General features: G+C 64.8%; 14 protein-coding genes. 9 read left to right on the top strand and 5 right to left on the bottom strand.

Annotated features, from left to right (window positions below):
* Position 1 precedes the first annotated feature (1 nt).
* Positions 2-424, bottom strand: a complete 423-nt coding sequence (locus EN786_RS08250) for a DUF6484 domain-containing protein (RefSeq protein WP_127285315.1) — start codon at positions 422-424, stop codon at positions 2-4.
* A 10-nt stretch (positions 425-434) separates the two neighbouring features.
* On the bottom strand, positions 435-2,762 hold the full coding sequence (gene tssI, locus EN786_RS08245; protein ID WP_127308964.1) for a type VI secretion system tip protein TssI/VgrG: 2,328 nt from the start codon (positions 2,760-2,762) through the stop codon (positions 435-437).
* A gap of 255 nt (positions 2,763-3,017) precedes the next feature.
* Here tssI and tagH point away from each other — a divergent pair, with 255 nt between their 5' ends.
* The 8 genes from tagH to EN786_RS08205 all read left to right on the top strand — a co-directional run bounded on the left by tagH (position 3,018) and on the right by EN786_RS08205 (position 17,604).
* On the top strand, positions 3,018-4,088 hold the full coding sequence (gene tagH / locus EN786_RS08240) for a type VI secretion system-associated FHA domain protein TagH (protein WP_127308965.1): 1,071 nt from the start codon (positions 3,018-3,020) through the stop codon (positions 4,086-4,088).
* A 305-nt stretch (positions 4,089-4,393) separates the two neighbouring features.
* Positions 4,394-5,902 (top strand): type VI secretion system protein TssL, long form, encoded by a 1,509-nt coding sequence (tssL, locus tag EN786_RS08235; protein WP_127308966.1) that lies wholly within the window; start codon positions 4,394-4,396, stop codon positions 5,900-5,902.
* Positions 5,903-5,924: 22 nt separating this feature from the next.
* On the top strand, positions 5,925-9,461 hold the full coding sequence (gene tssM / locus EN786_RS08230; protein WP_127308967.1) for a type VI secretion system membrane subunit TssM: 3,537 nt from the start codon (positions 5,925-5,927) through the stop codon (positions 9,459-9,461).
* A gap of 159 nt (positions 9,462-9,620) precedes the next feature.
* On the top strand, positions 9,621-10,403 hold the full coding sequence (locus EN786_RS08225) for a protein phosphatase 2C domain-containing protein (protein ID WP_127285740.1): 783 nt from the start codon (positions 9,621-9,623) through the stop codon (positions 10,401-10,403).
* Entirely contained in the window at positions 10,400-12,865 is a 2,466-nt protein-coding gene (locus EN786_RS08220; RefSeq protein ID WP_127308968.1) for a serine/threonine-protein kinase, read from the top strand. Before EN786_RS08225 ends, EN786_RS08220 begins: the two co-directional genes overlap by 4 nt.
* A gap of 11 nt (positions 12,866-12,876) precedes the next feature.
* The gene (locus tag EN786_RS08215; RefSeq protein ID WP_245478115.1) at positions 12,877-13,383 is read left to right on the top strand and encodes a DUF1036 domain-containing protein; all 507 of its coding nucleotides are present in this window, start codon (positions 12,877-12,879) and stop codon (positions 13,381-13,383) included.
* Positions 13,380-15,773, top strand: a complete 2,394-nt coding sequence (locus tag EN786_RS08210; protein ID WP_127308969.1) for a M23 family metallopeptidase — start codon at positions 13,380-13,382, stop codon at positions 15,771-15,773. Before EN786_RS08215 ends, EN786_RS08210 begins: the two co-directional genes overlap by 4 nt.
* Before the next feature lie 190 nt (positions 15,774-15,963).
* Positions 15,964-17,604 carry a caspase family protein gene (locus tag EN786_RS08205; protein WP_135908148.1) on the top strand — a complete coding sequence of 547 codons (1,641 nt, stop codon included), beginning with the start codon at positions 15,964-15,966 and terminating at the stop codon, positions 17,602-17,604.
* A gap of 93 nt (positions 17,605-17,697) precedes the next feature.
* Here the strand turns inward: EN786_RS08205 and EN786_RS08200 are convergent, their stop codons facing one another.
* Positions 17,698-18,234: an OmpA family protein gene (locus EN786_RS08200; protein WP_127287344.1), complete on the bottom strand. Its 537-nt coding sequence runs from the start codon at positions 18,232-18,234 to the stop codon at positions 17,698-17,700.
* 232 nt (positions 18,235-18,466) lie between these two features.
* Between EN786_RS08200 and EN786_RS08195 the strand changes: the two genes are divergently transcribed.
* Positions 18,467-19,000, top strand: coding sequence for a hypothetical protein (locus EN786_RS08195; protein WP_246688724.1), 534 nt, complete (start codon positions 18,467-18,469; stop codon positions 18,998-19,000).
* A 45-nt stretch (positions 19,001-19,045) separates the two neighbouring features.
* Here the strand turns inward: EN786_RS08195 and EN786_RS08190 are convergent, their stop codons facing one another.
* Positions 19,046-19,318: a hypothetical protein gene (locus EN786_RS08190; RefSeq protein WP_245478117.1), complete on the bottom strand. Its 273-nt coding sequence runs from the start codon at positions 19,316-19,318 to the stop codon at positions 19,046-19,048.
* A gap of 29 nt (positions 19,319-19,347) precedes the next feature.
* Positions 19,348-21,897, bottom strand: a complete 2,550-nt coding sequence (locus tag EN786_RS08185; protein ID WP_127308973.1) for a caspase family protein — start codon at positions 21,895-21,897, stop codon at positions 19,348-19,350.
* Between the last annotated feature and the right edge of the window lie 483 nt (positions 21,898-22,380).

The raw sequence follows: 22,380 nt of genomic DNA, 5'->3' as shown, positions 1-22,380 counted from the left end.
CTCAGTTGAGATGCACGGCCCCGCCGCGAATGCGATTGGTGCCGCTGGCCTGGCTGGTCAACTGGGTGCCACGAATGGTGACGCGGCCATTCTTCTCCAAGATGATCGATGCCAGGCCGCAGCGCAGTTCTATACGCTCGTCACCGTTGATGACGATGTGCTGGCCGTCACGGACGACTTCGAGGCTTCTTCCGGGGCGGGCGGGATCGACAATGCGACCGACCACCAGTGGTCGCATCGGGTCGCCGCCCTCGAAGAGCAGGGCCAGTTCGGACCCGATGGCCGAGGCGTCCAGTTCCGTGAGGCTGCGCGCGGCAATCGCGGTCTCGCGCGGATTGCCGACAAAAACGACGAGTGGCGCCCCGCCTTCGAAACCGATCAGCAGGCCGATCACGACGCCGTCGATACGCTCCAGCACTTCCATGGTGACGTCCTCAATTGTTGTTGATCGTGCTTCCCTTGACGACGACGTCGCCATCGGCCTTGAGGGTGATCTTGCCACTGCCCAGGAGCGAAATATCCTTGCCGTCGGCAACGATGGTGCCATCCTTTTTCAGGATGATCGAGGCCGACCCGCATTTGAGCGTGATCGAGTCGCCCGCCTCTATCACCAGGTTTTTGCCGACCTTGATCGAACTGTCTTCCGCGACATCGATGCCGCTGCCCTTGCCGACCTTGAGCATGTGCCCGCCATCGATCTCGGTCGCGTCATCGGCGCCAATTTTTGCCGATCTGGCTTTGCCGATCTGCGATGACTGAGCGCCACCGACGGTGAAGCTCTGATCAGCGCCGACATTGACGGTCTGAGCTGCCGCAATGTTCCAGCTGTCGGCCGCCCCTATGTCGTGGCTCTGCGCTGCGCCGACCGTGACCGAGCGCGAAGCGCCGATAGTGTTGGTCTGCACCGCGCCAACGGTCCTGGTCTCAGCGGCCCCGACGGTGTCGATGCGCGCCGCGCCGACGGTGATGGTCTGGACTATCGCCACGGTCTGCGTGTGATTGGCGCCGATCGTTTCGGTCGAGTTCGAGCCGATGCCGATCGTCTCGTCCGATCCCACCGTGAGCGAGCGGTTGGCGCCCACCGTCTCGGTGTCGTTGCTGCCGATGTTCGTCGTCTGGTCGACGCCGATCTTGGCCGTCTTGTTGTTGCCGACGTCCTCGTCGAGGTTGTGGCCGACGGAATGCTTGGCGTCATGGTCGATGCGGTCGGACTGGTCATGCTGGACCAGCTTCGTGCGGTCGTGCTTGATCAGCAGGTTGTGATCCTTCTGCGCCTGGAAATTGACCAGCTCGGAACCGGCCTTGTCCTCGAACATCAGCTCGTTGTAGCCGCCGCCGCCCTTGGACGAGTTCGATTTCCAGCCCGATTGCGTCGCGTTGCCCGGCAGCCCGTAGGGCGGCATCTGCGAGGCGTTGTAGACCCGGCCGGTGATGATCGGCAGGTCCGGATCGCCCTCGATGAAGTCGATGATGACCTCCTGGCCGATGCGCGGGATCTGGATGAAGCCCCAGCCGCTGCCGGCCCAGGTCTGCGAGACGCGCACGAAGCACGAGCTGTTCTCGTCCTTCTTGCCCAGGCGATCCCAGTGGAATTGCACCTTCACCCTTGCATATTTGTCGGTGAAGATCTCTTCGCCGGAAGGGCCGACCACGGTCGCCGTCTGCGGCCCGCGCATGATCGGCCGCGGCGTGATGCGCGGCGGGCGATAAGGCAATTTGGTAGGCGCGAGGCCCAGCACGATCCTGAAATTCTCGCTATGCCCCTCGTTCTGGGTCCGGTAGCCCGGATCGAACAGCCGGTACTCGGCGCTGAGCACCAGATAGTCCTGGTTCTGGTCGTCGCGCGGAAAACTCTCCAGCTTGAACTTGCAGCCGGCAAACAGCCCGCGCACGGTGCCCACCGCGGTGCCGCGCTGATGCACCGCCTGAAGTTCCTCGCGCCTTATCCCCGCAATCTTGTCGCCGCGCCCGACATCCAGATGCGCTCCGGGCTGGCGGTAGTTTTCGCCAGCGGCCTCCTTGTGGCCGAAGGGCTGCGCCGATTTCGCCATCAAATCCGCGCCGGGCTTCTCGAAATCATAGTCGGTGTGGGCGTAGGCGCCGGGCCGCACCGAACTGCCTGGAATCCATTCGGTGATGTATTCGACATCGCGCCGCGAGGCCTGCCCCTCGAAATTGTAAAGCACCTTGTCGTAGCCCGGAGCCGGCTTCAGCTTGCTCATCGCATCGCACAGAATGAGCGTGTGCTTGCCCTCGTCATATTCGAAGAAATAGAAGATGCCTTCGTGCTCCATCAGCCGCTGCACGAAATCCAGGTCGCTCTCGTCGTACTGCACGCAGTATTCGCGCTGCGGATAGGACCCCTGCAGCCGCTTCTCGAATTTCGCGATGCCGTATTTCGAGAATATCTTCTCGATGATCTCGACCGCGGTCATGTTCTGGAAGATACGGCAATCGGTGGTGTTGCCGAGAAACCAGAGCCACGGCCTGATGACCGCTTCATAGTAGGCCAGCCGGTCCTCGATGCGGGTGAGCCTGAACTCGGAGACGAGGCCGCTGAACCAGCGCTTCGGATCGGTCTCACCCTCGATCGAGACGGAGCCGCCCAGCATCTTCAGCGGATCGACATCGTGGTTGGTGCTGACGAACCCGATCGTATGGGCGAAGCAACGGCTGATCTCATCGCGTCCGACAAGATGGGTGAAGGTCAACAATTCGGCGCCTAACGGCGTCTGCACAACCGTGGCACGTTCGTTCGGCATAGGTCGTGCCCCTCCAGGACGCGGCCGCCAGTGTGATGGATTTGAAGTTGCCCCTATGTTAACCGCATCACGTTCGGGGACTTCCCGGATTGCCACACTAGGCTTCGTTCAGCCTACCATATGTTTTCCCACCGGCCAAAAGGAACGACGGGCGGGCAAAGCTTGCGCCGGAGGCAGTTGTGAAAGGCTGCTGTCGTGTTGTCCTCGCAAACTGCTAGAATGGCGAAATAGATCAGCGGTCCGCGGCCAATTCATATGTTCATCAGTCTGCAGATCAACAATGTCGAGGCCGTGCCCGCAGGTCTCCCCCTCGGCTACGGATCGCGGGACCGCAGCTTTGAAATCGGGCGCGAAAATTGCGACTGGACCTTGCCCGACCCGGACAAATTCATTTCCGGCCGGCATTGCGAGGTGCGGTATGAGGCGGGAGCGTTCTGGCTGCACGATGTCTCGCGCAACGGCACCTTCATCAACGGATCGAGCAAGCGCCTGGCCGCGCCGCATCGCCTCGGGCACGGCGACCGGCTGCTGATCGGCCGCTACGTCATCTTCGTGTCTCTCGACGACGAGCGCGGCGCGACCGGGCACCCTCATTCGCGATCCGGTTCGACGCAACGCGAAATGCCGGCCCCGACGGGCCGGCCGCAGGAATTCAGCAACGAGCCGTTCTTCAGCCCGCGCGACCAGCGTCAGGCGCCGGCCTCGACGTCCTCATTGCGGCAGGCCGCCCCGCCGCCTTCGGCCGCGCAGCACCCCGGCGCGGACGAGATCCTCAGGGATATCGCGCGGGCTGCCGGTATCTCGCCGGACCTGCTTCAATCGCGCGACCCGCATGAAGTCGCCGCCGAAATCGGCGCGGTGCTGCGGACGACGGTCGAGCAACTGGCCTTGCTGCTGAAGGCCCGCGCGGCCGCCAAGATCCTGGCCAAGAGCACCCACCGCACGATGATCAGCGCGGCCGACAACAATCCGCTCAAATTCGTGCCCGGAACCGACGACATCATGGAAATCATGTTCGCGCGGCGCAGGGCCGGCTATCTTGACGCCAGGCACAGTGTCGAAGACGCCTTCCGCGATCTCAAGACGCACGAATTGGCCACCTATGCGGCCATGCAGGCGGCGCTCTCCCGGCTGCTTGACGACCTGTCGCCCGAGGCGATCGGCAAGAAGCTTCCGCCCACGTCGTTCAGCTCGAAGAAGAGCCAGGCCTGGGATGCTTTCGTGGCCACCTGGCGAACCATGGAGGAAGCCCACGAAAACGGCATGCTGGACATATTCCTGGCCTATTTCGCCGAAGCCTATGCCAAGGCCGACAAGCAAAAATAGCGTGTAAAATCCGGCGCTAGAGCCGGATTTCTGCACCGCCGCCGTTAAGAATAATCCGCGCCATTCCGCGCATATGGTTCCAATCGGCGGCTTCTGAGATTACGATCACATACGACAGTTCGCCAGGCGGTTACGGCTGAATGACCCAGGGGTCTGCGGCAAATGTCATGTTACGGCGGGATCGCGTTCTGTAGCCTAGCTTCCACCGGACACTCCCCGCGCCAGCAGGGCACGCATTCTTTGCTTCTGCCCATGCATGGTCTTGCGCGCCGGCACGGCCGCCATGCGGGAACGGAAGGCCAGCAATGAGCTCGAAGGACGATCCCTTCGGCCCCGCCGGCAAGACCGTCATTCGCGCCAATCCGCGACGCAGGCAAAAGCCGGCGCCGTCGCCTCCGGCATCCGCCGATGGCGGGCAGTCCATGCCCGTGCGGGATTCGACGGTTTTCGATCCGCAGGGCGGACAGCACATGCCGCCGGGCTGGGCATCCGGAACCGTGATCTATCAAGGGGCGGCGTCCAATGCCGGCCCCTTGGAGACCGCGTCCTCGTCGGGGCCGCAGCAGGACGTCCTGCTCGAGGCCGCCGGCAGCATCACCTACCCCACGGCAAACCCGATCCTCGCCGCCGCCGCGCCTTTGCTGCTGCTGTTCAGCCAGCTCAGGCTCATCCCCGTCGAAAGACATGCCGAGCCGCTCGCCGGGCATATCGCCGAGGCGATCGAAAAGTTCGACCGGACGCTGCAGAAGTCAGGCATCGCCGAAGAGGACGCACGGATCGCGAAGTTTGCGCTTTGCGAAACCGCCGATGATCTTGTCGGCAACCTGCCCTGGCCCGAGGGAGACGGCTGGGCAGGACATGCCATGCTGTCGCGGTTCTTTCACATCAAGTCCGCTGGCGCGGGTTTCTATGAAGCGCTGAACAAGCTGCTCGCCGCGCCGGAAGCGCATTACGACCTGCTCGAATTGATGCATGGCTGCCTGTCGCTGGGGTTTGAAGGACAATACCGCGGCCTGGCGCGCCAGGGCGACAATCTCGAGCGTATCCGGCGCGACGTCTTCGACACGCTCCGCTACTTCCAGCCGCCTGCCTCGCAAGACATCTCGCCGCGCTGGCAAGGCATGGCGGCCGTCATGGCGCAGCCGTCGGCCCGGCTGCCATTGTGGGCCGTGGCGGCCGCCGCGGCGACGCTGGTGACGGCGGCGTTTTTCGTGCTGCGCGTTCTCATCACCGATGAGGGCGATGCGACGGCCGGAGAGCTGCTGGCGCTCAATCCGTCGACGCCGGTCACCATCGAGCGCGCCGGCGTGGCGCCGCTGGCCGAACCGGCGAAAGTGGCTCCTCCTCCTCCAACGCCCGTCGCGCTCACCCAGATCAACCGCATCCGCGCAGCGCTGGCGAAGGATCTGGTGCGCGGCGGGCTGGCGGTGGGCACGCAAGGCAGCTTCATCGTCGTCGAGATAAACAACGTCCTGATGTTCGAACCCGGCAAGGCCGAGCTGAAACCGGAGTTCCAGTCCGTTGCCGCCGACATCGCCGGGGCGCTCGACGCCGAGCCGGGACCGATCAGGATCGTCGGTCACACGGACAACGCAAAGCCACGCAAATCGAGCACGTTCAAGTCCAATTTCGACCTCTCCGTCGCCCGCGCCAAGGCCGTCGAGGCGCTGATGGCGCCCAGGTTCAAAGACCCGTCGCGGATCACTGCCGACGGCAAGGGCGAGGACGAGCCGATCGCCGACAATGCGACGCCGGAAGGCCGCGCCACCAACCGCCGCGTCGATGTGATGATCCCCAAGGAGGAGACATTATGAGCGCGGCCCGCCGGAAGCGCCCATGACGCAATGGCTGCTGCGCATACTCAACGCCCTTGCCTTGGCCGGTTTCGCGGCAGCCGTCTGGTTTGCCGGGCCGTTGATCCGCTATGCCGATAGCCGCCCGCTGGGCCCGGTGTGGCTGCGCGCCGCGATCATCGGCCTGGCCGTGGCCGCGGCCGTGCTCTTCTACACGATCCGGTTCTGGCAAAGGCGAAAGGCGCAAAAGGCGCTTGAAGCCGCAATCGTGCGCAACGACGCCGGCAATGACGATTCGCAGGTGCTCGAGGCCCGCATGAGCGAGGCCATCGCGACGCTCAAACGCTCGAGCGGCAAGCACAATTTTCTCTACGACATCCCCTGGTACATAGTCATCGGTCCGCCCGGCGCCGGCAAAACCACGGCGCTGGTCAATTCGGGCCTGAAGTTTCCGCTTGCCGGTTCCGGCACGGCGCAGCCGGTGGCCGGCATTGGCGGCACCCGGTCCTGCGACTGGTGGTTCACCGACGAGGCCGTGCTGATCGACACCGCCGGACGCTACACGACGCAGGATTCCGACAAGGCGCGCGACAACAAGAGCTGGCTCGCCTTCCTGTCGCTGCTCAAGAAATATCGCGCCAGGCAGCCGATCAACGGCGTCATCCTGGCTGTCAGCCTGGCCGATCTCATGAGCCTCGACGACCGGCAGCTTGATGCCCATGTCACCGAGATACGCAGCCGCCTGCGCGAAACCCATGAAACGCTCAGGATCCAGTTTCCGGTCTACCTGCTTTTCACCAAGGCCGACCTCGTCGCCGGTTTCATGGATTACTTCGGCGGCTTCGACGAGGCGCGCAGGCGCCAAGTGTGGGGCGCGACCTTCCAGACCACCGACCGCAACAAGAATATGACCGGCGAGGCGCCGGCCGAATTCGATGCCCTGGCGGCGCGCCTGTCGGACGAGGTGGCCGACCGGCTGCAGGAAGAGGCGGATCCGGTCGCGCGCATTTCCATCTTCGGCTTTCCGGCGCAGTTCGGCGCCTTGCGGAACCGGATTGCCGGCTTCATCGGCAGCCTGTTCGACCCCTCCCGCAGCGAGGTCAATGTCAGCCTGCGCGGCCTCTATTTTTCCTCGGGCACGCAGGAAGGAACGCCGATCGACCAGGTGCTCGGCGCCATCGGGCGCAGTTTCGGCAGCAGCGCCCAGCCCCATCTTTCCGGGACCGGCAAGAGCTTCTTTCTCCACGATCTTCTGGCCAGCGTCATTTTCGCCGAAGCCGGCTGGGTTTCGTATGACAGGTCGGCCGAAAGGCGCGCGGCGATCGCCAGATATGGCGGCATCGGCGCAATTGCCTTGGCCGCCGCCGTCGCCCTCGGCGCGTTTGCGCTCAGCTTTACCGCCAACCGATCGCTGCTCGCCGCAACGACGCAGGCGATGAGCCAATACCGCCAGGCGGCGGAACCGCTGCTCAACAGCACCGAGGTCGCCGACGTCGACCTCGAGAACGTGATTGGTCCGCTCGACCAGCTACGCAACCTGCCAGCCGGATTCGAGACCGGCGACACGCCGACGCCTATCGAGGAGACGTTCGGCCTCGGCCAGCGGGAACGGCTTCTTTCAGCGTCCAAAACGGCCTACCGGCAAGCACTGGAACGAAGCTTCCGCTCGCGCCTGCTGCTGCAGGCCGAGCGCACGATCCAGGCCAGGATGGCCGATCCGGCGGCACTCTATGAGCCGCTGAAGATCTATCTGATGCTCGGCGGCAAGGCGCCGAAGGTCGACGACGAGCTGGTCGTTTCCTGGATGAGGCAGGACTGGGAGCAGAACCGCTATCCCGGCGAAAACAACCGCGAAGGACGGGCCCAGCTCGAAAAGCACCTGCGCGCCATGCTTGCGCTGGACGACGCCTATGATCCGGTCTTCGAGCTCAACCAGCCGCTTATCGAAGCCGCCCAGCGCTCGCTCGGACGCATGAGCCTCGCCGATCGCGCCACGGCCCTGATCAAGTCGGCGGTCTACGCGGCGGCCCTGACCGATTTTTCCGTCTCGGCCAAGGCAGGGCCGGAAGCGCCGCTGCTGTTCGAGCGCGCCGACGGCAGCGATCTCTCTGGACTTCGCATTCCCGGCCTCTACACCCATGCCGGCTTCAACGATTTCTATCTGCTGCAACTTTCGCGCATCGCGCAGATGCTTGTCGACGACCGATGGGTCCTGGGCGGCGGCGGCGAGCAGGGCGGCATCGATCAGGAATTGCTCAAGCTCGGCCCCGAGCTTCTCGATCGCTATGCCAAGGAATTCGCCGCTGCGTGGAACGGCGTTCTCGATCAGCTGCGCTTCAAGGCGATGCTGAAGGACAAGCCGCAATACATCGCGCTTTCCGCCGCGGCTTCGCAGAACTCGCCGATCGATCAGCTGTTCAGCGCGATTGCCGATGAAACCGCCCTGACCCGGCAAAGCCAGGTCGCAAACACCGAGGCAGCCACGGCCGGGCAGCCGGACGCCGCGGCCATCGCCAGGGGCCTTGCCCGCATCGGCATCCAGATGGCGATCGGCAAATCACAAAGCCGTGCCGGCGCGGGCACTGCGAGCGCGCAGGGCCCCGGCGCCAACGTCGAGGCGCAGTTCAGGTCGTTCCAGGCCCTGGTGGGCGGTCCCGCTGGACGCCGCCCGATCGACGCGTTGACCCAGAACTTTCGCGACATCTATCAGAGCCTGAAGCTGGCGGCGGACGTTCCCTCCGAGACCGAGCGCGTCAGCACGAACCTTCAGTTGCAGGTCTCGACGCTGCGCGCCAACGTCTCGCGCCTGCCCAAGCAGCTTGCCCGCATGGTCAATGCGGCGGCCGACGAGTTCGAGGGCAACGTCGCCGAAACCTCGGTGGCGAATCTGAACCAGTTGCTCGACCAGACGGTGACGCGCCCCTGCGAGGAGATGGTCAACGGCCGCTATCCTTTCGCCGCCGGCAGCACGCAGGACATTGCGATGGCGGACTTCGCCAAGCTGTTCTCCCCCGGCGGCTTGATGGACCGCTTCTTCGCGCGAAATCTCGCATCCATGATCGACATGACGGGCCAGGACTGGAACTGGAAGCAGGACCAGCGTTTCGGGCGCGATCTCTCGAAAGCGACGTTGAAGACCTTCCAGTCGGCGGCGGAAATCCGCGCCGCCTTCTTTCCGTCCGGTGGTTCGGTGCCTTTGGTCAGCATCACCTTCACGCCCTTTTCGTTGCATGGCGATGCCGACAGCGCGGTGCTCGATGTCGATGGCCAGACCGTTCAAAGCAGCCAGACAGGCAACGCGCCGAGCACGCTGAGCTGGCCGAGCGGCGCTGCCTCCGGCTCCGCCAGCCTGAGCCTTGCGCCGGAAATGCCGGGCCGGGAATCCGCCATCAAGTTCGACGGCCCGTGGGCGCTGAAACGGCTCATGGACAAGGCATCCGTCAGCGGTGGCGAAGGCAGTCTGGAAGCGCGCTTCGTGATCGGCGGACGCGACGTGGCTTATACGATCCAGAGCAATTCCGATCCCAACCCGCTGTTCCTTCCTGCGCTTGGCGCGTTCAGTTGCCCGAAGGGATTCTGAGATGTTTTTTCCGCTCCCCGCCTCATCGATGACAAAGCCGGCCGGCCGGCGTACCGGCCTTGATTTCGGTACTCTAATGCTCGCGCCTGTGGCAGAGTGGCGCGAGCGGCGGCCCGAGGGCGCGGCGCGAAGGACGCTTGAGAAGCGCTTGGTGGCAAATTGAACAATGTCGCCCTTCCCTTTGAAAGCTTCGGCGTCAGCCACAAAGGCTGCGTGCGCGACCTCAATGAAGACAGCTATCTGGTCGAGCCGCGAACAGGCCTCTGGGTTGTGGCCGACGGCATGGGCGGACATGATGCCGGCGAGGTGGCTTCGGCAAGCATCGTCGATCATCTGGCGACGATCGGCATCGCCAGTTCCGCGCCGGATCTTCGCGCACGCTTCGAGGACAGGCTGAGCCGGGCCAATGCCGAAATCCGCGGCATATCCGAAGCCCGCGGCATAACCATCGGCTCGACCTTCGCCGCCCTCTTGGTGATGGATGGGCGGTTTGCCTGCCTTTGGGCCGGCGACAGCCGCGTCTATCTTGTCCGCAATGCCTCGATCTCGCAGATCTCGAAAGACCACACCGAAGTCCAGGAACTCCTCGACAGAGGCATGATCAGCGCCGCCGAAGCGCTCACCTGGCCGCGCCGCAACGTCATCACCCATGCGGTCGGCGTCAGCGACGAGGTCGTGATCGACTACCAGCAGGGCGAGACCATGCCGGGCGACATCTTCGTGCTGAACACCGACGGGTTGACGGCGCATGTCAGCGATGCGGAGATCGAGGCGGCGGTGTTGTCGGCCGCGCCTCAGGCGGCGTGCGAGAACCTGCTGGAAACGGTGCTGGCGCGCGGCGGAACCGACAATGTGACCATAATACTCGTGAAGATCGGCGATCGTCGCAACGGCCAGGCGGCCGGTCCGCATCCCGCCACCGCCGGAGGTCGGGACCGATGAGCGCCGACGACAGGACGCGCGTCTCGCCGAGCTTTGCCAGCACAGGCGTCGGCACGCAGCTCAGCGGCATATACGAGCTCGACGAGCGGATCGCGTCCGGCGGCATGGGCGAGGTCTATCGCGGCCACAACATCCAGACCGGCGATCACGTCGCCATCAAGATCGTGCTGCCGGAGTTCGCCCGCGATCAGACGATCCTGTCCCTGTTCCGCAAGGAAGCCTCGATCCTCAATCACCTGTCGCATGACGCGGTCGTGCGCTACCACGTCTTCACCATCGATCCCGGCATCGGGCGACCCTACCTGGCCATGGAATTCGTCGACGGCCAGTCGCTGTTCGATGTCATCAGGCGTGGCGCCATGCCTGTGGAGGACGTGCGCAAGCTCTGCCATCGGCTCGCTTCCGCCCTGAGCGCCGTGCACCAGGCGGGAGCGATCCATCGCGATCTCTCGCCGGACAACATCATCCTGCCGGGGGGCCGGGTCGACCGCGCCAAGATCATCGATTTCGGCATTGCGCGCTCGGCGGCCGTCGGCGGGGAGACGCTGATCGGCGGCAGGTTCGCCGGAAAATACAACTACGTTTCTCCCGAGCAGCTGGGGCTTTACGGAGGCGAGGTCAGCGAGCAGTCCGACATCTACAGCATGGGGCTGGTGCTGGCGGCCGCCTTGCGTGGCAACCCGCTCGACATGAGCGGCTCCCAGCTCGAAATCGTGGAAAAGCGCCGAACGGTTCCGGATCTTTCCGACATAGATGCCGATTTCCGCGAGATCATCGAAGCGATGCTGCAACCGGACCCGAAGCACCGGCCGATCAGCATGGCCGAAATCGCCAGGATGACCCGGGACCCCGACGAGGAGACCAGGCCGCCGGTATCCGCCTTACCGCGCGAGCGGCCGGACCTGCATCGCGCCTCGACCCCTGCCGCGCCGGAAAAGCCGCAAGGCCAGGCCTGGGTGCCCCCCGGCGACCAGCGTTTTGTCCCGCATCAGCGGCCCGCGCATCTTTCCGAACCGCGCCCGCGGGCGGCGGCACCACCTCCCCGTGCAGCCGCGCCCGACGGTTCCAGGAAACCCGCAAGGACCCGAAACATCGCCATCGCCGCCGTGGCCGCGCTGGCTCTGGTGTCGGGAGCAGGCGTCTATCTCAGCGGTGTCCTGACGCCCGCCCCGCCGCCGGCCGGCAAGACGACGCTTTCCCCTTCGAAAACGCCGAAGCCGGCGCCGGCCGACAGCGCCGCCACGACGCCCCCCGAGGAGCCCGCAGCGGGCTCGCCCCGAAAGCCACAGACAGAGGCAGCCCAGCCGCCGGCTGAGAAGCCGGCAGCGCCGACCCCGGCGCCGGTCGAAAAACCGGCGGATGCGGCGTCCGACCAGAAGCCGGCGCCAACGCAGCCTGCCGAGCCCCTGCCGTCAATGGAGGAGGAACCAAAGCCGCCGACTGCCCAGTCGCAAGCGCCCACCGAACAAGCTCCATCGGCAAATCAGCAGCAGGCCGGCGATGGCCAGAAGGCGACTGCGCCGCCCACCAAGATCGCGCCTGCTACGCCGCCGGAAGAGATTGCCCCGGCCTCGCCATCGGTCGAAAAGGCCCCGGTGCCCGCCCAGCCGGATGTCGCGGAAACCGCGAAGCCGAAGCTGCCGGCCAGCCAGCCGGCTGAGCCCGTCCAGCCGAAGGTGGCTGACAAGGTTCCCGAAGGCGCGGCGACGGCACCGGAAGCGGCGAACACGACAAGCCCGCAGCCTGAACCGCCCGCCGCCAAGCAGCCGGATGAGACCGACGTCTTGAATGTGCCCAAACCGCAGGTTCCGCCGGCCGCTCCCCTCGACGAGACCGCGCTACGCGCTTCCTGGGTGCGCGATTTCAGCGGCGGCGACTGTTTCTACGCGACCATGACATCGGCAACCGCCAACGCCGCCGCGATCGAGGGCTTCGGCACTGCGGTCCAGCCGTTCGAGCGGCTGATGTCCGACTTCCAGTCGCGCTTCGGTGTCGAGCCGGATATCAGCGTGCGCCTCATTGAACCCGCCCAATGCGAGGTCACCAATTTCCTGCGTTCTCTCGGCCGCTCCGATGGCGACAAGCCGCAGCTCGTCCTCGATCGGACATTGGTGCCGAACGGCGCGCCGATCGGCGGCACGCTGGTGACGCGTGGCGGCCTCATCTCCAACGTGCTGCTGATCGACCACAAAGGCATGGCGTTCAACCTCGACGACCGCATGGTCGTGCAGGCGGGCAAGGCGAGCTTCAGCATCCCGATCGAGCTCGGCGCCGCCGACAAGACGGCCGGCAAGGTCGTGCCGCAGGTCATACTGGTGATCACGGGACCTCGCGACATCCCGGCCGCCGTGTTCACAAGGCCCACTCCGGCATCCGAGCTGCTGCCCAGGATCCTTGGCGAGATCGAGGCCCGCGGATCTGATTTCTCCGCCACCGCCAAATATTTCCGGCTCGGCGGATAGCATGGACGCCGATGGAAATCCGCCGCTCGCGTTCTTCCTTCCCGCCCGTCCTCCCGCCACGCAAGCTGCGTGATCGGGCTCGAACCCTGCTTGGCCCGATCGGCCGCGCCAGGCCTGCCGCGATCCCGGTCGCGGCACTGCTGGCGGTCCTGTCGATCGGCCAGGCGCGCGCCGAGTTCACGGTCTGCAATCAGACGCTGGATGTCGTCAATCTCGCGGTCGGCCAGAAGGTCGACAATGCCGACCAGACGGACGGCTGGTGGACCATCGGCGCGAACCAGTGCGTCAACGTCATTCGCGAGGAGCTGACCAACCGCTACATCTACATCTACGCGACGGACGTCTTCGGCCACGCGATCCTGAACGGCTCGACCGAAATGTGCATCGACAGGCGCCGCTTCTCGATACGCGGCATCGACGAATGCTGGCAGCGCGGCCATATCGCGGCGCGGTTTGTCGAGGTCGACACGCTCGAACAGGTGCGGTGGACGTTCTTCCTGACCGGGAACAGCCCGTGACGCACAGTATCGACACGAGCTTCAAGCTGAAAAGGCAGGCGCGCCTGGCTTCGCGCAGGCGCAAGCTCTGGCGCCGGATCCTTGTCGGTCTTGCGGCGATGGTCCTGGTTTCGATCGGAACCGGCTTCTACCTCACCGCCGACTACTGGTCATTCGGCGATGAGGATGAGGAATTGCAGGCCGTCGACGGCACGGAGGACGTCCCGGCCGACGCCTCGGTCTACGTGCCCGCCATCATCGACCTTGCCGGGGACCCGATGTGGATCACGCTCGCCCCAGATGCCGACACTTCGACGAAAGCCCATGCGATGGCGCGACCGGCCGAGCTCGATCAGTCCGGGATCTCGCCGCAGATCGAGGTGCTGTCGGACGTGATGCTCAGCGCCAGCGAGAAATTCATGACGACGATCCCGTCGACGCAGGAGGATTTCGCCTTCTTCCAAGCGCAGCGGCAGACCGCGTCCCCGCCGTCCGACGACCTGCAGGACGATCTTCAGCCGCCGGCCGGCGACCTGCAGAACGATCTGCAGCCGACGCCTGTCCCCGACGAGGCGCCGGCCGCTGCGGGACAGCCGGCGGACGCCGACGATCCGGAGGCCGGCTGGGGCGAAACGATCGATGCAGGCGAGGCCGCCCTGCCCGCATTCCAGAAAACCCAGATCGAAAACAACACCAGCGTCGCGACCGTCACCAAGGAATACCAGCGCTTCGAGGCGACCGAAGACAGCTTCGTGAAGATCCTCAACGACCGCAGCCTGGACAGCGTGGCGCTCGATGCGCATTTCTCGGCCGAGGACGCCAAGCTGGCCGGCGAAGCGCTGAAGGCGCTGTTCAACCGGGAAAGCCTGGAACCGGGCTATGTCGTGGCGATGCGCGGCTTCAGGCCGACGCGCGAGGCGACGACGATGTCGCTCATGCAGGTCTCGATCTACGCCAAGAACGTGTTTGTCGGCACGCTGACGCGCAATGCCGCCGGCGCTTTCGTTTCGGGGGTCGATCCCTGGGTCCGCGAGGACCTGTTCAACTATTCGGGCGCGCCGGAGGAAGGAACGCACAAGCGGCAGTATCGCCTGCTCGACGCGATCTATTCGACGGCCGCGCGCAACAAGGTTCCGACCGGCGTGATCGGCGAAGCGATCATGTATCTGTCGCGGGGGCAGGATCTCGACGCCTTCGCCAGCGAGGACCAGCGCCTGGTGCTGATCTACTCGCAGACGCCGCGCGGCCAAAGCGAGATCTCCGGACGGGTCCTCTATGTCGGCGTCCAGGGCACGGAAAAGAGCCTCGACTGTTTCGTTTTCCAGCAGAGCGACGGCCAGTTCGCGTGCGTCACCGGCAATGACGAGGTTCGTTCGCTGGCGGTGACCAACGGCATGGTCACCCCGGTCAGCGGCGTCATGACCTCGACCTTCGGCCCGCGCAAGCACCCGATCCTCGGCACCGTTCGAATCCATAAGGGCGTCGACTGGGCCGCTCCGGTCGGCACGCCGATCATGGCCGCCTTCGATGGCGAGATCACGTTTCAGGGCGATGGCGGCAGCTACGGCAATCTCGTGAAGATCTCGCATCCCAACGGGCGCGAGACGCGCTATGCGCATATGCAGAAATTCGCCATCGCCAGCGGCGTCGGCACCAAGGTGAAGGCCGGCGACGTCATCGGCTATATCGGCACCACCGGGCTTTCGACCGGCCCGCATCTGCATTTCGAGCTCTACCAGGCCGGCGCGGCTATCGATCCGCTGGGAACGGTCACCACGGTTGCCGCCTACGCTTCCGGCGGTTCTGGCGGCACCGGCGATGCTGCCGTCGAGACGCTGACCGACCGCATCGTCCATGTCGAAAGCGGCGGCAGCGCGCGGGCCAAGAACCCGCTTTCCTCGGCGACGGGCGCCGGCCAGTTCATCTCCAAGACCTGGATCCGGATGATGAACACCTACCGCCCCGATCTCGCCCGCTCGCTGTCCACCGCCGACCTGCTCGCGCTTCGCTATGATGCGACGCTGTCACGCGAGATGGTGCGCAACCTGGCGCGCGAAGGCGAGGCCTATCTTCGCGCCCGCGGCCATCAGATCACCGCCGGCCGTCTCTATCTCTGCCATTTCCTTGGCATGGAAGGCGCGCATCAGGTGCTGGCGGCGCCGGGCGCGTCGCAACTGAGCGCCGTGCTCGGCTCGGCCGTCATCCAGGCCAACCCGTTCCTCACCGGCAAGACGGCCAGTTACGTCGTCGACTGGGCGGAGCGGAAAATGGGGCAGAAGGCCCCTCGCATCGCCACCGACGCGGCGCAGCAGACGACGACCACGACCGAGATCCGGCAGACGTCGCCAGAATTCGAGAAGTACAAGCAGGCCGTCACCGCCCTTATAGGCTCGCTTCAGAACACCCTTTAAGCCCGCCGTTGGTGTTCCCTGCCGCCCGGTGATATTATCGGCGAAATTTTTTCGGGCCTGTCGTGAACCATGACTGTGGTTGAGATCACAGACGCCCAAGAGCCATTTTTGGCAGAAGCGACTGTGTCGCCGACGAAACTAGCATGCGCAGACATCACTAGCGCGCCCCGCTGGGGCGGAGGGCTGATCCATGAAAGCGTTCGCCGTCTTTCTGAGCGGATTCATACTGTTCGTCCTGGCCTCGCTTGGCGCCCAGGCTGCGGCCTCCGATAGTGGCGCGCCCGACGCCAAACGCGTCGCGCTGGTGATCGGCAACAGCAAATACGTCCATGCCGTCGCCCTGCCTAATCCCGCCAACGACGCGCACCTCATTGCATCGACGCTGCGCAACGCCGGCTTCGAGGTCATCGAAGGGGTGGACCAGGACAATGTGGGCATGCACAGCCTCATCAGCCGGTTCACCGAGCAATCCTACGATGCCGACCTCGCCGTCATCTACTATGCCGGCCACGGCATGCAGGTGGACGGCAAGAACTTCCTCATTCCGGTCGATGCCGAGTTGACCTCGCCGGCCTATCTCAAGACCCGCACCGTCCAGATCGACGAGTTCATGGCGGCGCTGCCGTCCGATCCGGCGGTCGGCGTCATCATCCTCGACGCCTGCCGCGACAATCCGCTGGCCAGGACGCTTGCCGCATCGCTGCCGAAGTCGCGCTCGCTGGGCGCCGGCCTGGCGCCCGTCGAAGCCAAATCGGAAGGCGTCGGCACCGGCGGCATCCTGATCGCCTATGCGACCGACCCCGGCGCCATCGCCTTCGACGGCAACGGCGTAAACAGTCCCTACTCGACCGCGCTCGCCAGGCATCTGACCGAACCGGGCGTCGAGATCCAGAGCGCGCTGACGCGCGTGCGCGGCGAAGTGACCGAGACCACGCAAGGCCGGCAGCGGCCATGGCACAACGCGTCGCTGGGGCGTGAGGTGTTCATGGGAAAACCTGTCGTGGCGCCGCCTGCGGCAAAACCCGCCGCCGACGCGCCCAACGCCGCGGCGACATCGGCCCCCGGCCTGGTGGTCGGCGAAGCTCCGTCCTGGGAAGTCGAGCAGCGGCTGTGGGACGAAGCCTCGAAGAAGAATTCCATTCCGTTCTACGAGGCCTATCTCGACCAGTTCCCGAATGGCCGTTTCGCGACGGTGGCGCGGTTGAACATCGATGAGTTGCAGGACCCGAAAGCCGAAGACCGGAAGGTCGCGGCCCTCGATACGGATGAGGCGGATGCCAATTCTGGCTCCACGGTGCGCACCTCGGTTGGCATTTCGGACGAGATGAAGCAGGCGCTGGGCAGCGAGCAGACGGAAAACGCCATCGGCCTCGACCGCGAGGGCCGCATCGACCTGCAGTTGCGCATCGAGGCGCTTGGCAACGAACTTGGCCGCGTCGACGGCAATATGGGGCCCAAGACCCGCCAGGCCATCGGCGACTGGCAAGAGAGGAACGGCCTGCCGCCGACGACCTTCCTGACGCGCGACCAACTGGCCTTCCTGGTGGTCCAGACCGATCCGATGATGGAGGCCGTGCGTGCCAAGCACGCAGCCGACCAGGCCCGTGCGGCGGCGCCGAAAAAGCAGGTCGTGCAGAAGGCCCGCACGCCGAAGGCGGTGGCGCAGAAACCCCGCAGGAAGCAACAGCAGGTCGTTCAGACGAGGCGCAACCGCGACACGCTGGTCGGCCGCGAGGAACCCCCGCCGCCCCAGGACAACAACAACGACTTCCTGACCAAGGCGCTGATCTTCGGCACCGGTGTGGCCGTGGACGGCGCGCTCAAGAACTGACGCGCCTGCGTCCTACGGCAATTCCAGGGATTGCGTAGAAGCAAATAGTTAGAGCGGTTCTCTGAACCACTCTGGACTGCATGTCGGCCCAAGCTACTGCGTGCTGATCCGCATCTCCACCCGGCGGTTGACCGGATCATAGGGATCGGGGCTGCGCGGGTTCTTCTCGCCCATGCCGATGGCCTTGATGCGGGCAGCGTCGACGCCGTTGGACGTCAGGAAGGCGGTCACCGAGCGTGCCCTTCGCTGCGACAGTCCCTCATTGTAGTGGACCGTGCCGGACGCGTCGGTATAGCCTTCGACGACGAAGCTGAGGGAGCTCAGCCGGCTGTCCTTCAGCGCCTTGGCGAACTCGTCGAGTTCCGCGCGCGCCGTCGCGTCGAGCTCGGCCGAATCCAGTCCGAAATTGACCAGCATGTCGAGGCCTGCCTGTTTGGCCGGGGCTTGCTTCGTCTCGCTCTTGCTCTTGCACTCGTCTTCGCTGCCGACGCAAATTCCGCGCGAAGCGCCGAGTTTGCCCTCACCGGCAAAGAACTTCACGATATCTTCCGATTTCTGAAGCGGATCGGCAAAAGCCTGGCCCGACACAAGCGCGATCGCCAACACTAAGGCTGAATTGCCCAATTGCATAACCGTTACTCCCGTCTGAGCATCCGATTTCGCCGGCCGGATCATATCAAATTCCGGAGCAATTGTCTGTCGGCGACATCGAAAATATACGGCATTGCCGACAGTGGCCGCTCCGCGGCCGAGCAAGGCTTGACCGTTGCCTCGCCGAAGGCTTGAGTGGTTGTTGTCCCTCAGGGAAGGCGTGGCAGCCATGGCCAATGAGCTCCGATACAAAACGGCACGGGATCTTTTCATGGCTTGTCCCGCTGTTGCCGAGGACATGAGCGCCCCTGCAACCGAGCAAGCCTCGATCGACTTCTGCCGCGCCCTGCTCGCCGGGCCGGTGCCCGAGGAGGCGATCACGTTCTGCGCCTATCTGCTTGCCGCACGGGCTGCCGTCTGGTGGGCGCATGAGTGTCTGAGCCACCTGACCGACCTGCTCGACGGGCAGGATCAGGAACTGCTCAGGCTTGTCGGCGACTGGGTCAGCGAACCGGACAATCCCCGGCATCATGCCGCGCTGAGCAGGGCCGCGGCGATGCCGCCGACAACCCCCGCCGCCTGGATCGCCCTGGCGGCGGCATGGCGCGACGACGGTTCGGCCGCGGAAGCCACGGCGCGGCCTGGCGCGCGGCTGTTCCCCGCCGCCCATGCGGTCAATGCAGGGATACTGTCGGGACTGGCGCGTGTCGCGCTCGCCGATCGATTTTCCGTGCTTTCAGCCTTCGTCGAACTGGGCATCCAGACGGCGGAGATCGATGCTATGCGTCAATCGACGGACGCCTAATGGCGCAGCGCACGGTCATCGCAGCCGGCTGCCCTGGAAGCTTGGTCATCCTCCCCAGCCGCCGCCGCCTCCGCCGTTCCCGCCTCCCAAAGTGGGGACAACAGGCGCGGTCACAGTGGTTTCCTCAACCGGCTTTACCACTTTCTTGGCAGTCACCTTCTTCTGTTTGACGACCGTGGTCTGAGGGGTCGTCTGAACGACCTTCAGCTGCGGCTTCGCCGCCACCGGCATCGGCTCGGCCTTGGGCATCATGGACGTGCAGCCCATGAGCGCCACCACGACGCCGGATAGCGTTGTTGCGGTGATTGCTTGCTTCAATGTCCTGCCCACCATTGCCTCCCGGTTGATCAGAAAAGGTCCCTGCGCGGATTGGCTTCTTCCCACACTCCTCTGGCCGCGTTGATCAGCTGGGCGTCCAGCGAACCGGTCGCGGGGATCTTCGACTTGAGCTCCTGCCGCAACTGCTGCAACGCGGCCGTTTTCGGCTTGGCTCCGAATTTTGCCAGCGTCTTTCTGGCCTCCGGCAGTTCCTTGCGAAGATCGAGCGCAGCCGCGAAGGCAAGGAAACGCGCGGCAACGGCTTGATCCGCCTTGTCGCCCTTTTGCATTTCGAGAGCCGCGCGATCGTAGGCGCCGGCCTGATCGCCGCGCATGGTCGCCAGCTCGAACAGTCTTTGCGCTTCGGCGAGGTCCTGCTCCACGCCAACACCGTCCCGGTACATGCGTCCAAGGCTGGCCGGGGCATAGGGCTGGCCAAGATCGATGGCCTTTTGAAACAGCGTCAGCGCCATCTTTGGATCCTTCTCGATGCCCTGGCCGCTGAGATAGTTCCGGCCGAGAAGGTTCATCGAATACATGTCCTGCCGCTGCACGCCGGCCTGAAGGAAGGCGACGGCGCGGGCCGGGTCGGCGGTCACGCCGTTGCGGCCCTCGGTGAAGATCGCGGCGAGATCGTTCATGGCGTAGGTATGTCCCATCGCCGCCGCCTTGAGCAGCAGGTCCAGCCCCTTTGCGGTATCGGCCTTGACGCCGTAGCCGTTGAACAGGGCGCGGCCCCAGGATGTCATGCCGTAGGGATCACCCTTGTCGGCCGCGGCCTTGTAGAGGGAGTTGGCCTGCGTGCGGTCTTGCGGCGTCCCAGTCCCGGTCGCGTGCAGGTAGCCGAGCTCGAACACGGCGCGGACATGTCCCTTCTTTGCGGCCTCCTCGATGGCTGTCCTCGCCTCCTGGACCTTGCCGGCGGCAAGCAGCGCGCGCCCGAGTTCATAGCGGAAGCGGGGCACATCCGGGTAAGCCTTCACCGCGGCCTCGCAGACGTCCACGGCACTGGCGCCGATCTCGTTCGGCAGCAGGCCGGGGACCACGCCCTGCAGGTCGAGAGGCTCGCCGGCGGCCGTATCGCAAGGATCGACGCTGGGCGAGAGTTTCATGGTGGCGGGCTTGGGCGAATTGTTGTCCGCCCGGATTTCGAAGCCGACCACAAGCGGTTTGACGGTGCCGATCTGGGGTTCGTACCGCAGGTGCTCGACTTCGCCGACCATCAGGCTTGAGTCGGGCGTCAGTGTTCGGTCAGGCAGCGATAGCGTTCCCGTTGCCGGATAACTCGCGACTTTCAGGCTGACCGCTGGGTCCTTCGTCGGCAGGTCCAGCTTCAGCGCAACCGGGCCGACGCCCACGGGAACGGCAACGTCGCTATTCTCGATCGCCTCGGCGGCACCGGTGATGTGGATGCCCCGTTCCAGCGTCTGCTGCTTTTGCTCGGCCTCGAGCGAGGCCACAACCTGTTCGCCCTCGGCGCCCTCGCCGCTCTTGACCCGGAACACCATGATGCCCTGAGCTTCACCGCCCCAGTCGTCGTGGGTGGCGTAGGCCAGCATATCAACTTCTTCCTGGGCAACTGCTCCCTTGGGTACATCCATCTTCAGGCGCGGCAGGTCCTTGCCCTGGATCGGCTGGCCGACCTCGACAGGCTTGCCGTCCAGTGTCAGTTGTCCGAGCGCAGGCGGTCTTTCGATGCTGACCGTGACCGTTCCACCATCGACGTCGACGGGCGCCGGCAAATCGAGGGCAACCGGGCCGATCCCCGACGGCACGACCTTCTCCAGCACCGGCGGCAGCGAAGGCCGGGTGGCGCGGCGCATCAGCACGACCTCATCGATCAGCGAGGAATTTTCCCAGGGCACCTGCTTGCCTTCGGTCGCCTGGACAACATCGCGGCGCACAGCCGCCATCACGGTGCGTATCTCCTGGTTCGGCGCCAGCGCGCGCCGCGAAAATGCCGACGAGAAGGGACTGAGGTCGCCGGTTCCGTCATAGGCGACCGCCCCCGGTTCCGTCGCGAAGGCAATCAGCGTGTTCAGCGAGCTCTTGACCTGCGCAAGGCCTGCATTGCCGGCGGTGATGAGCTGATCCCTCAGCCAGTAATCCTTGCGCGGGAACGGGTTGTTGCGGCAGGCATCGAGGATGATCACCTGAATCTTCGATTTCGAACGCATCTGCTCGAGCACATCGTTGAGCTTGATGGCCTGGACCTCGATGTCGGCCGCTTTCTTCAGCGAGGCATCGACCGGGATCAGAAAATTCTCGCCGCCGATCTGGAAGCCGTGGCCGGAATAGTAGACGACCGCCAGTTCGGCGCCGTCGGCTGCGGCCAGATAATTGCGAAATTGCTTCTCGAACTCGAGTTTGGTGAGGTCTTTGGCGACGAACACGTCGAAGCCGGCCTGCCGAAACGTGTTCGACACATCCTCGGCATCCTTGTCGGGATTCTTGAGCGCCGGGATGTCCCGATATTCGGAATTGCCGATCACAAGGGCAACCCTCCGATCGGCGCGGGCATCCAACGTCGCGAGGCCCACGAGGATCAGGGCTGCAATGAACGCGCAGCATCGCAGCATGGCAAATCCTTAACTGCTATGACCTGTCGACCACAAGAACGCAGCTTGCGGTGCCGGGGTCTGTTAAAGAGTTCACAATCTGCCGAAACAGGGGCTGAGGCAGGCGCCATGGCGAATGCGGGCGTATTCCTCATCCAATCGGTTTCTAAATTACCCTAGCGGCGGAACTTCCGCAATGATTTGAGCCGGCTTGCCGCTGCGGCTTGCCAAGCGCCTTAGTCGGCCTTCAGCCAGTTCAAACGCCGGATTCCGGATACGGGGCGCGGCGGCGCGGGAACAGCGCCAGCACATTGTCTGACCGGCCGCACTGCCGCCCCAGGCGGCGAGTTCAAATTCCTGATTTGGCTGAGGCTGGCCCCGAAAAAGGCGGACCTGGGGGACACCGGGTCCGCCTTGCCTGCCGACGGGGCTTCGGGGGGAAGACGAGGTTCGGCAAACAATCCGAGGGCAACTCCTGCGAGCGTTGGAGTTTTTGGTAAGCTC

This window comes from Mesorhizobium sp. M4B.F.Ca.ET.143.01.1.1 (assembly GCF_004792275.1).
In the GTDB taxonomy this organism is placed as follows: domain Bacteria; phylum Pseudomonadota; class Alphaproteobacteria; order Rhizobiales; family Rhizobiaceae; genus Mesorhizobium; species Mesorhizobium abyssinicae.
Note: the sequence above shows the minus strand (reverse complement) of the source record. Positions and strands in the feature narration are given on the sequence as shown.

Excerpts from the sequence above, each read along its gene's own strand:
- EN786_RS08185 (WP_127308973.1), bottom strand. The coding sequence starts at position 21,897 with ATGCTGCGATGCTGCGCGTTCATTGCAGCCCTGATCCTCGTGGGCCTC.
- EN786_RS08215 (WP_245478115.1), top strand. The coding sequence starts at position 12,877 with ATGGAAATCCGCCGCTCGCGTTCTTCCTTCCCGCCCGTCCTCCCGCCA.
- EN786_RS08220 (WP_127308968.1), top strand. The coding sequence starts at position 10,400 with ATGAGCGCCGACGACAGGACGCGCGTCTCGCCGAGCTTTGCCAGCACA.
- tssI (WP_127308964.1), bottom strand. The coding sequence starts at position 2,762 with ATGCCGAACGAACGTGCCACGGTTGTGCAGACGCCGTTAGGCGCCGAA.
- EN786_RS08195 (WP_246688724.1), top strand. The coding sequence starts at position 18,467 with ATGGCTTGTCCCGCTGTTGCCGAGGACATGAGCGCCCCTGCAACCGAG.
- tssL (WP_127308966.1), top strand. The coding sequence starts at position 4,394 with ATGAGCTCGAAGGACGATCCCTTCGGCCCCGCCGGCAAGACCGTCATT.
- EN786_RS08205 (WP_135908148.1), top strand. The coding sequence starts at position 15,964 with ATGAAAGCGTTCGCCGTCTTTCTGAGCGGATTCATACTGTTCGTCCTG.
- EN786_RS08200 (WP_127287344.1), bottom strand. The coding sequence starts at position 18,234 with ATGCAATTGGGCAATTCAGCCTTAGTGTTGGCGATCGCGCTTGTGTCG.
- tagH (WP_127308965.1), top strand. The coding sequence starts at position 3,018 with ATGTTCATCAGTCTGCAGATCAACAATGTCGAGGCCGTGCCCGCAGGT.
- EN786_RS08250 (WP_127285315.1), bottom strand. The coding sequence starts at position 424 with ATGGAAGTGCTGGAGCGTATCGACGGCGTCGTGATCGGCCTGCTGATC.
- tssM (WP_127308967.1), top strand. The coding sequence starts at position 5,925 with ATGACGCAATGGCTGCTGCGCATACTCAACGCCCTTGCCTTGGCCGGT.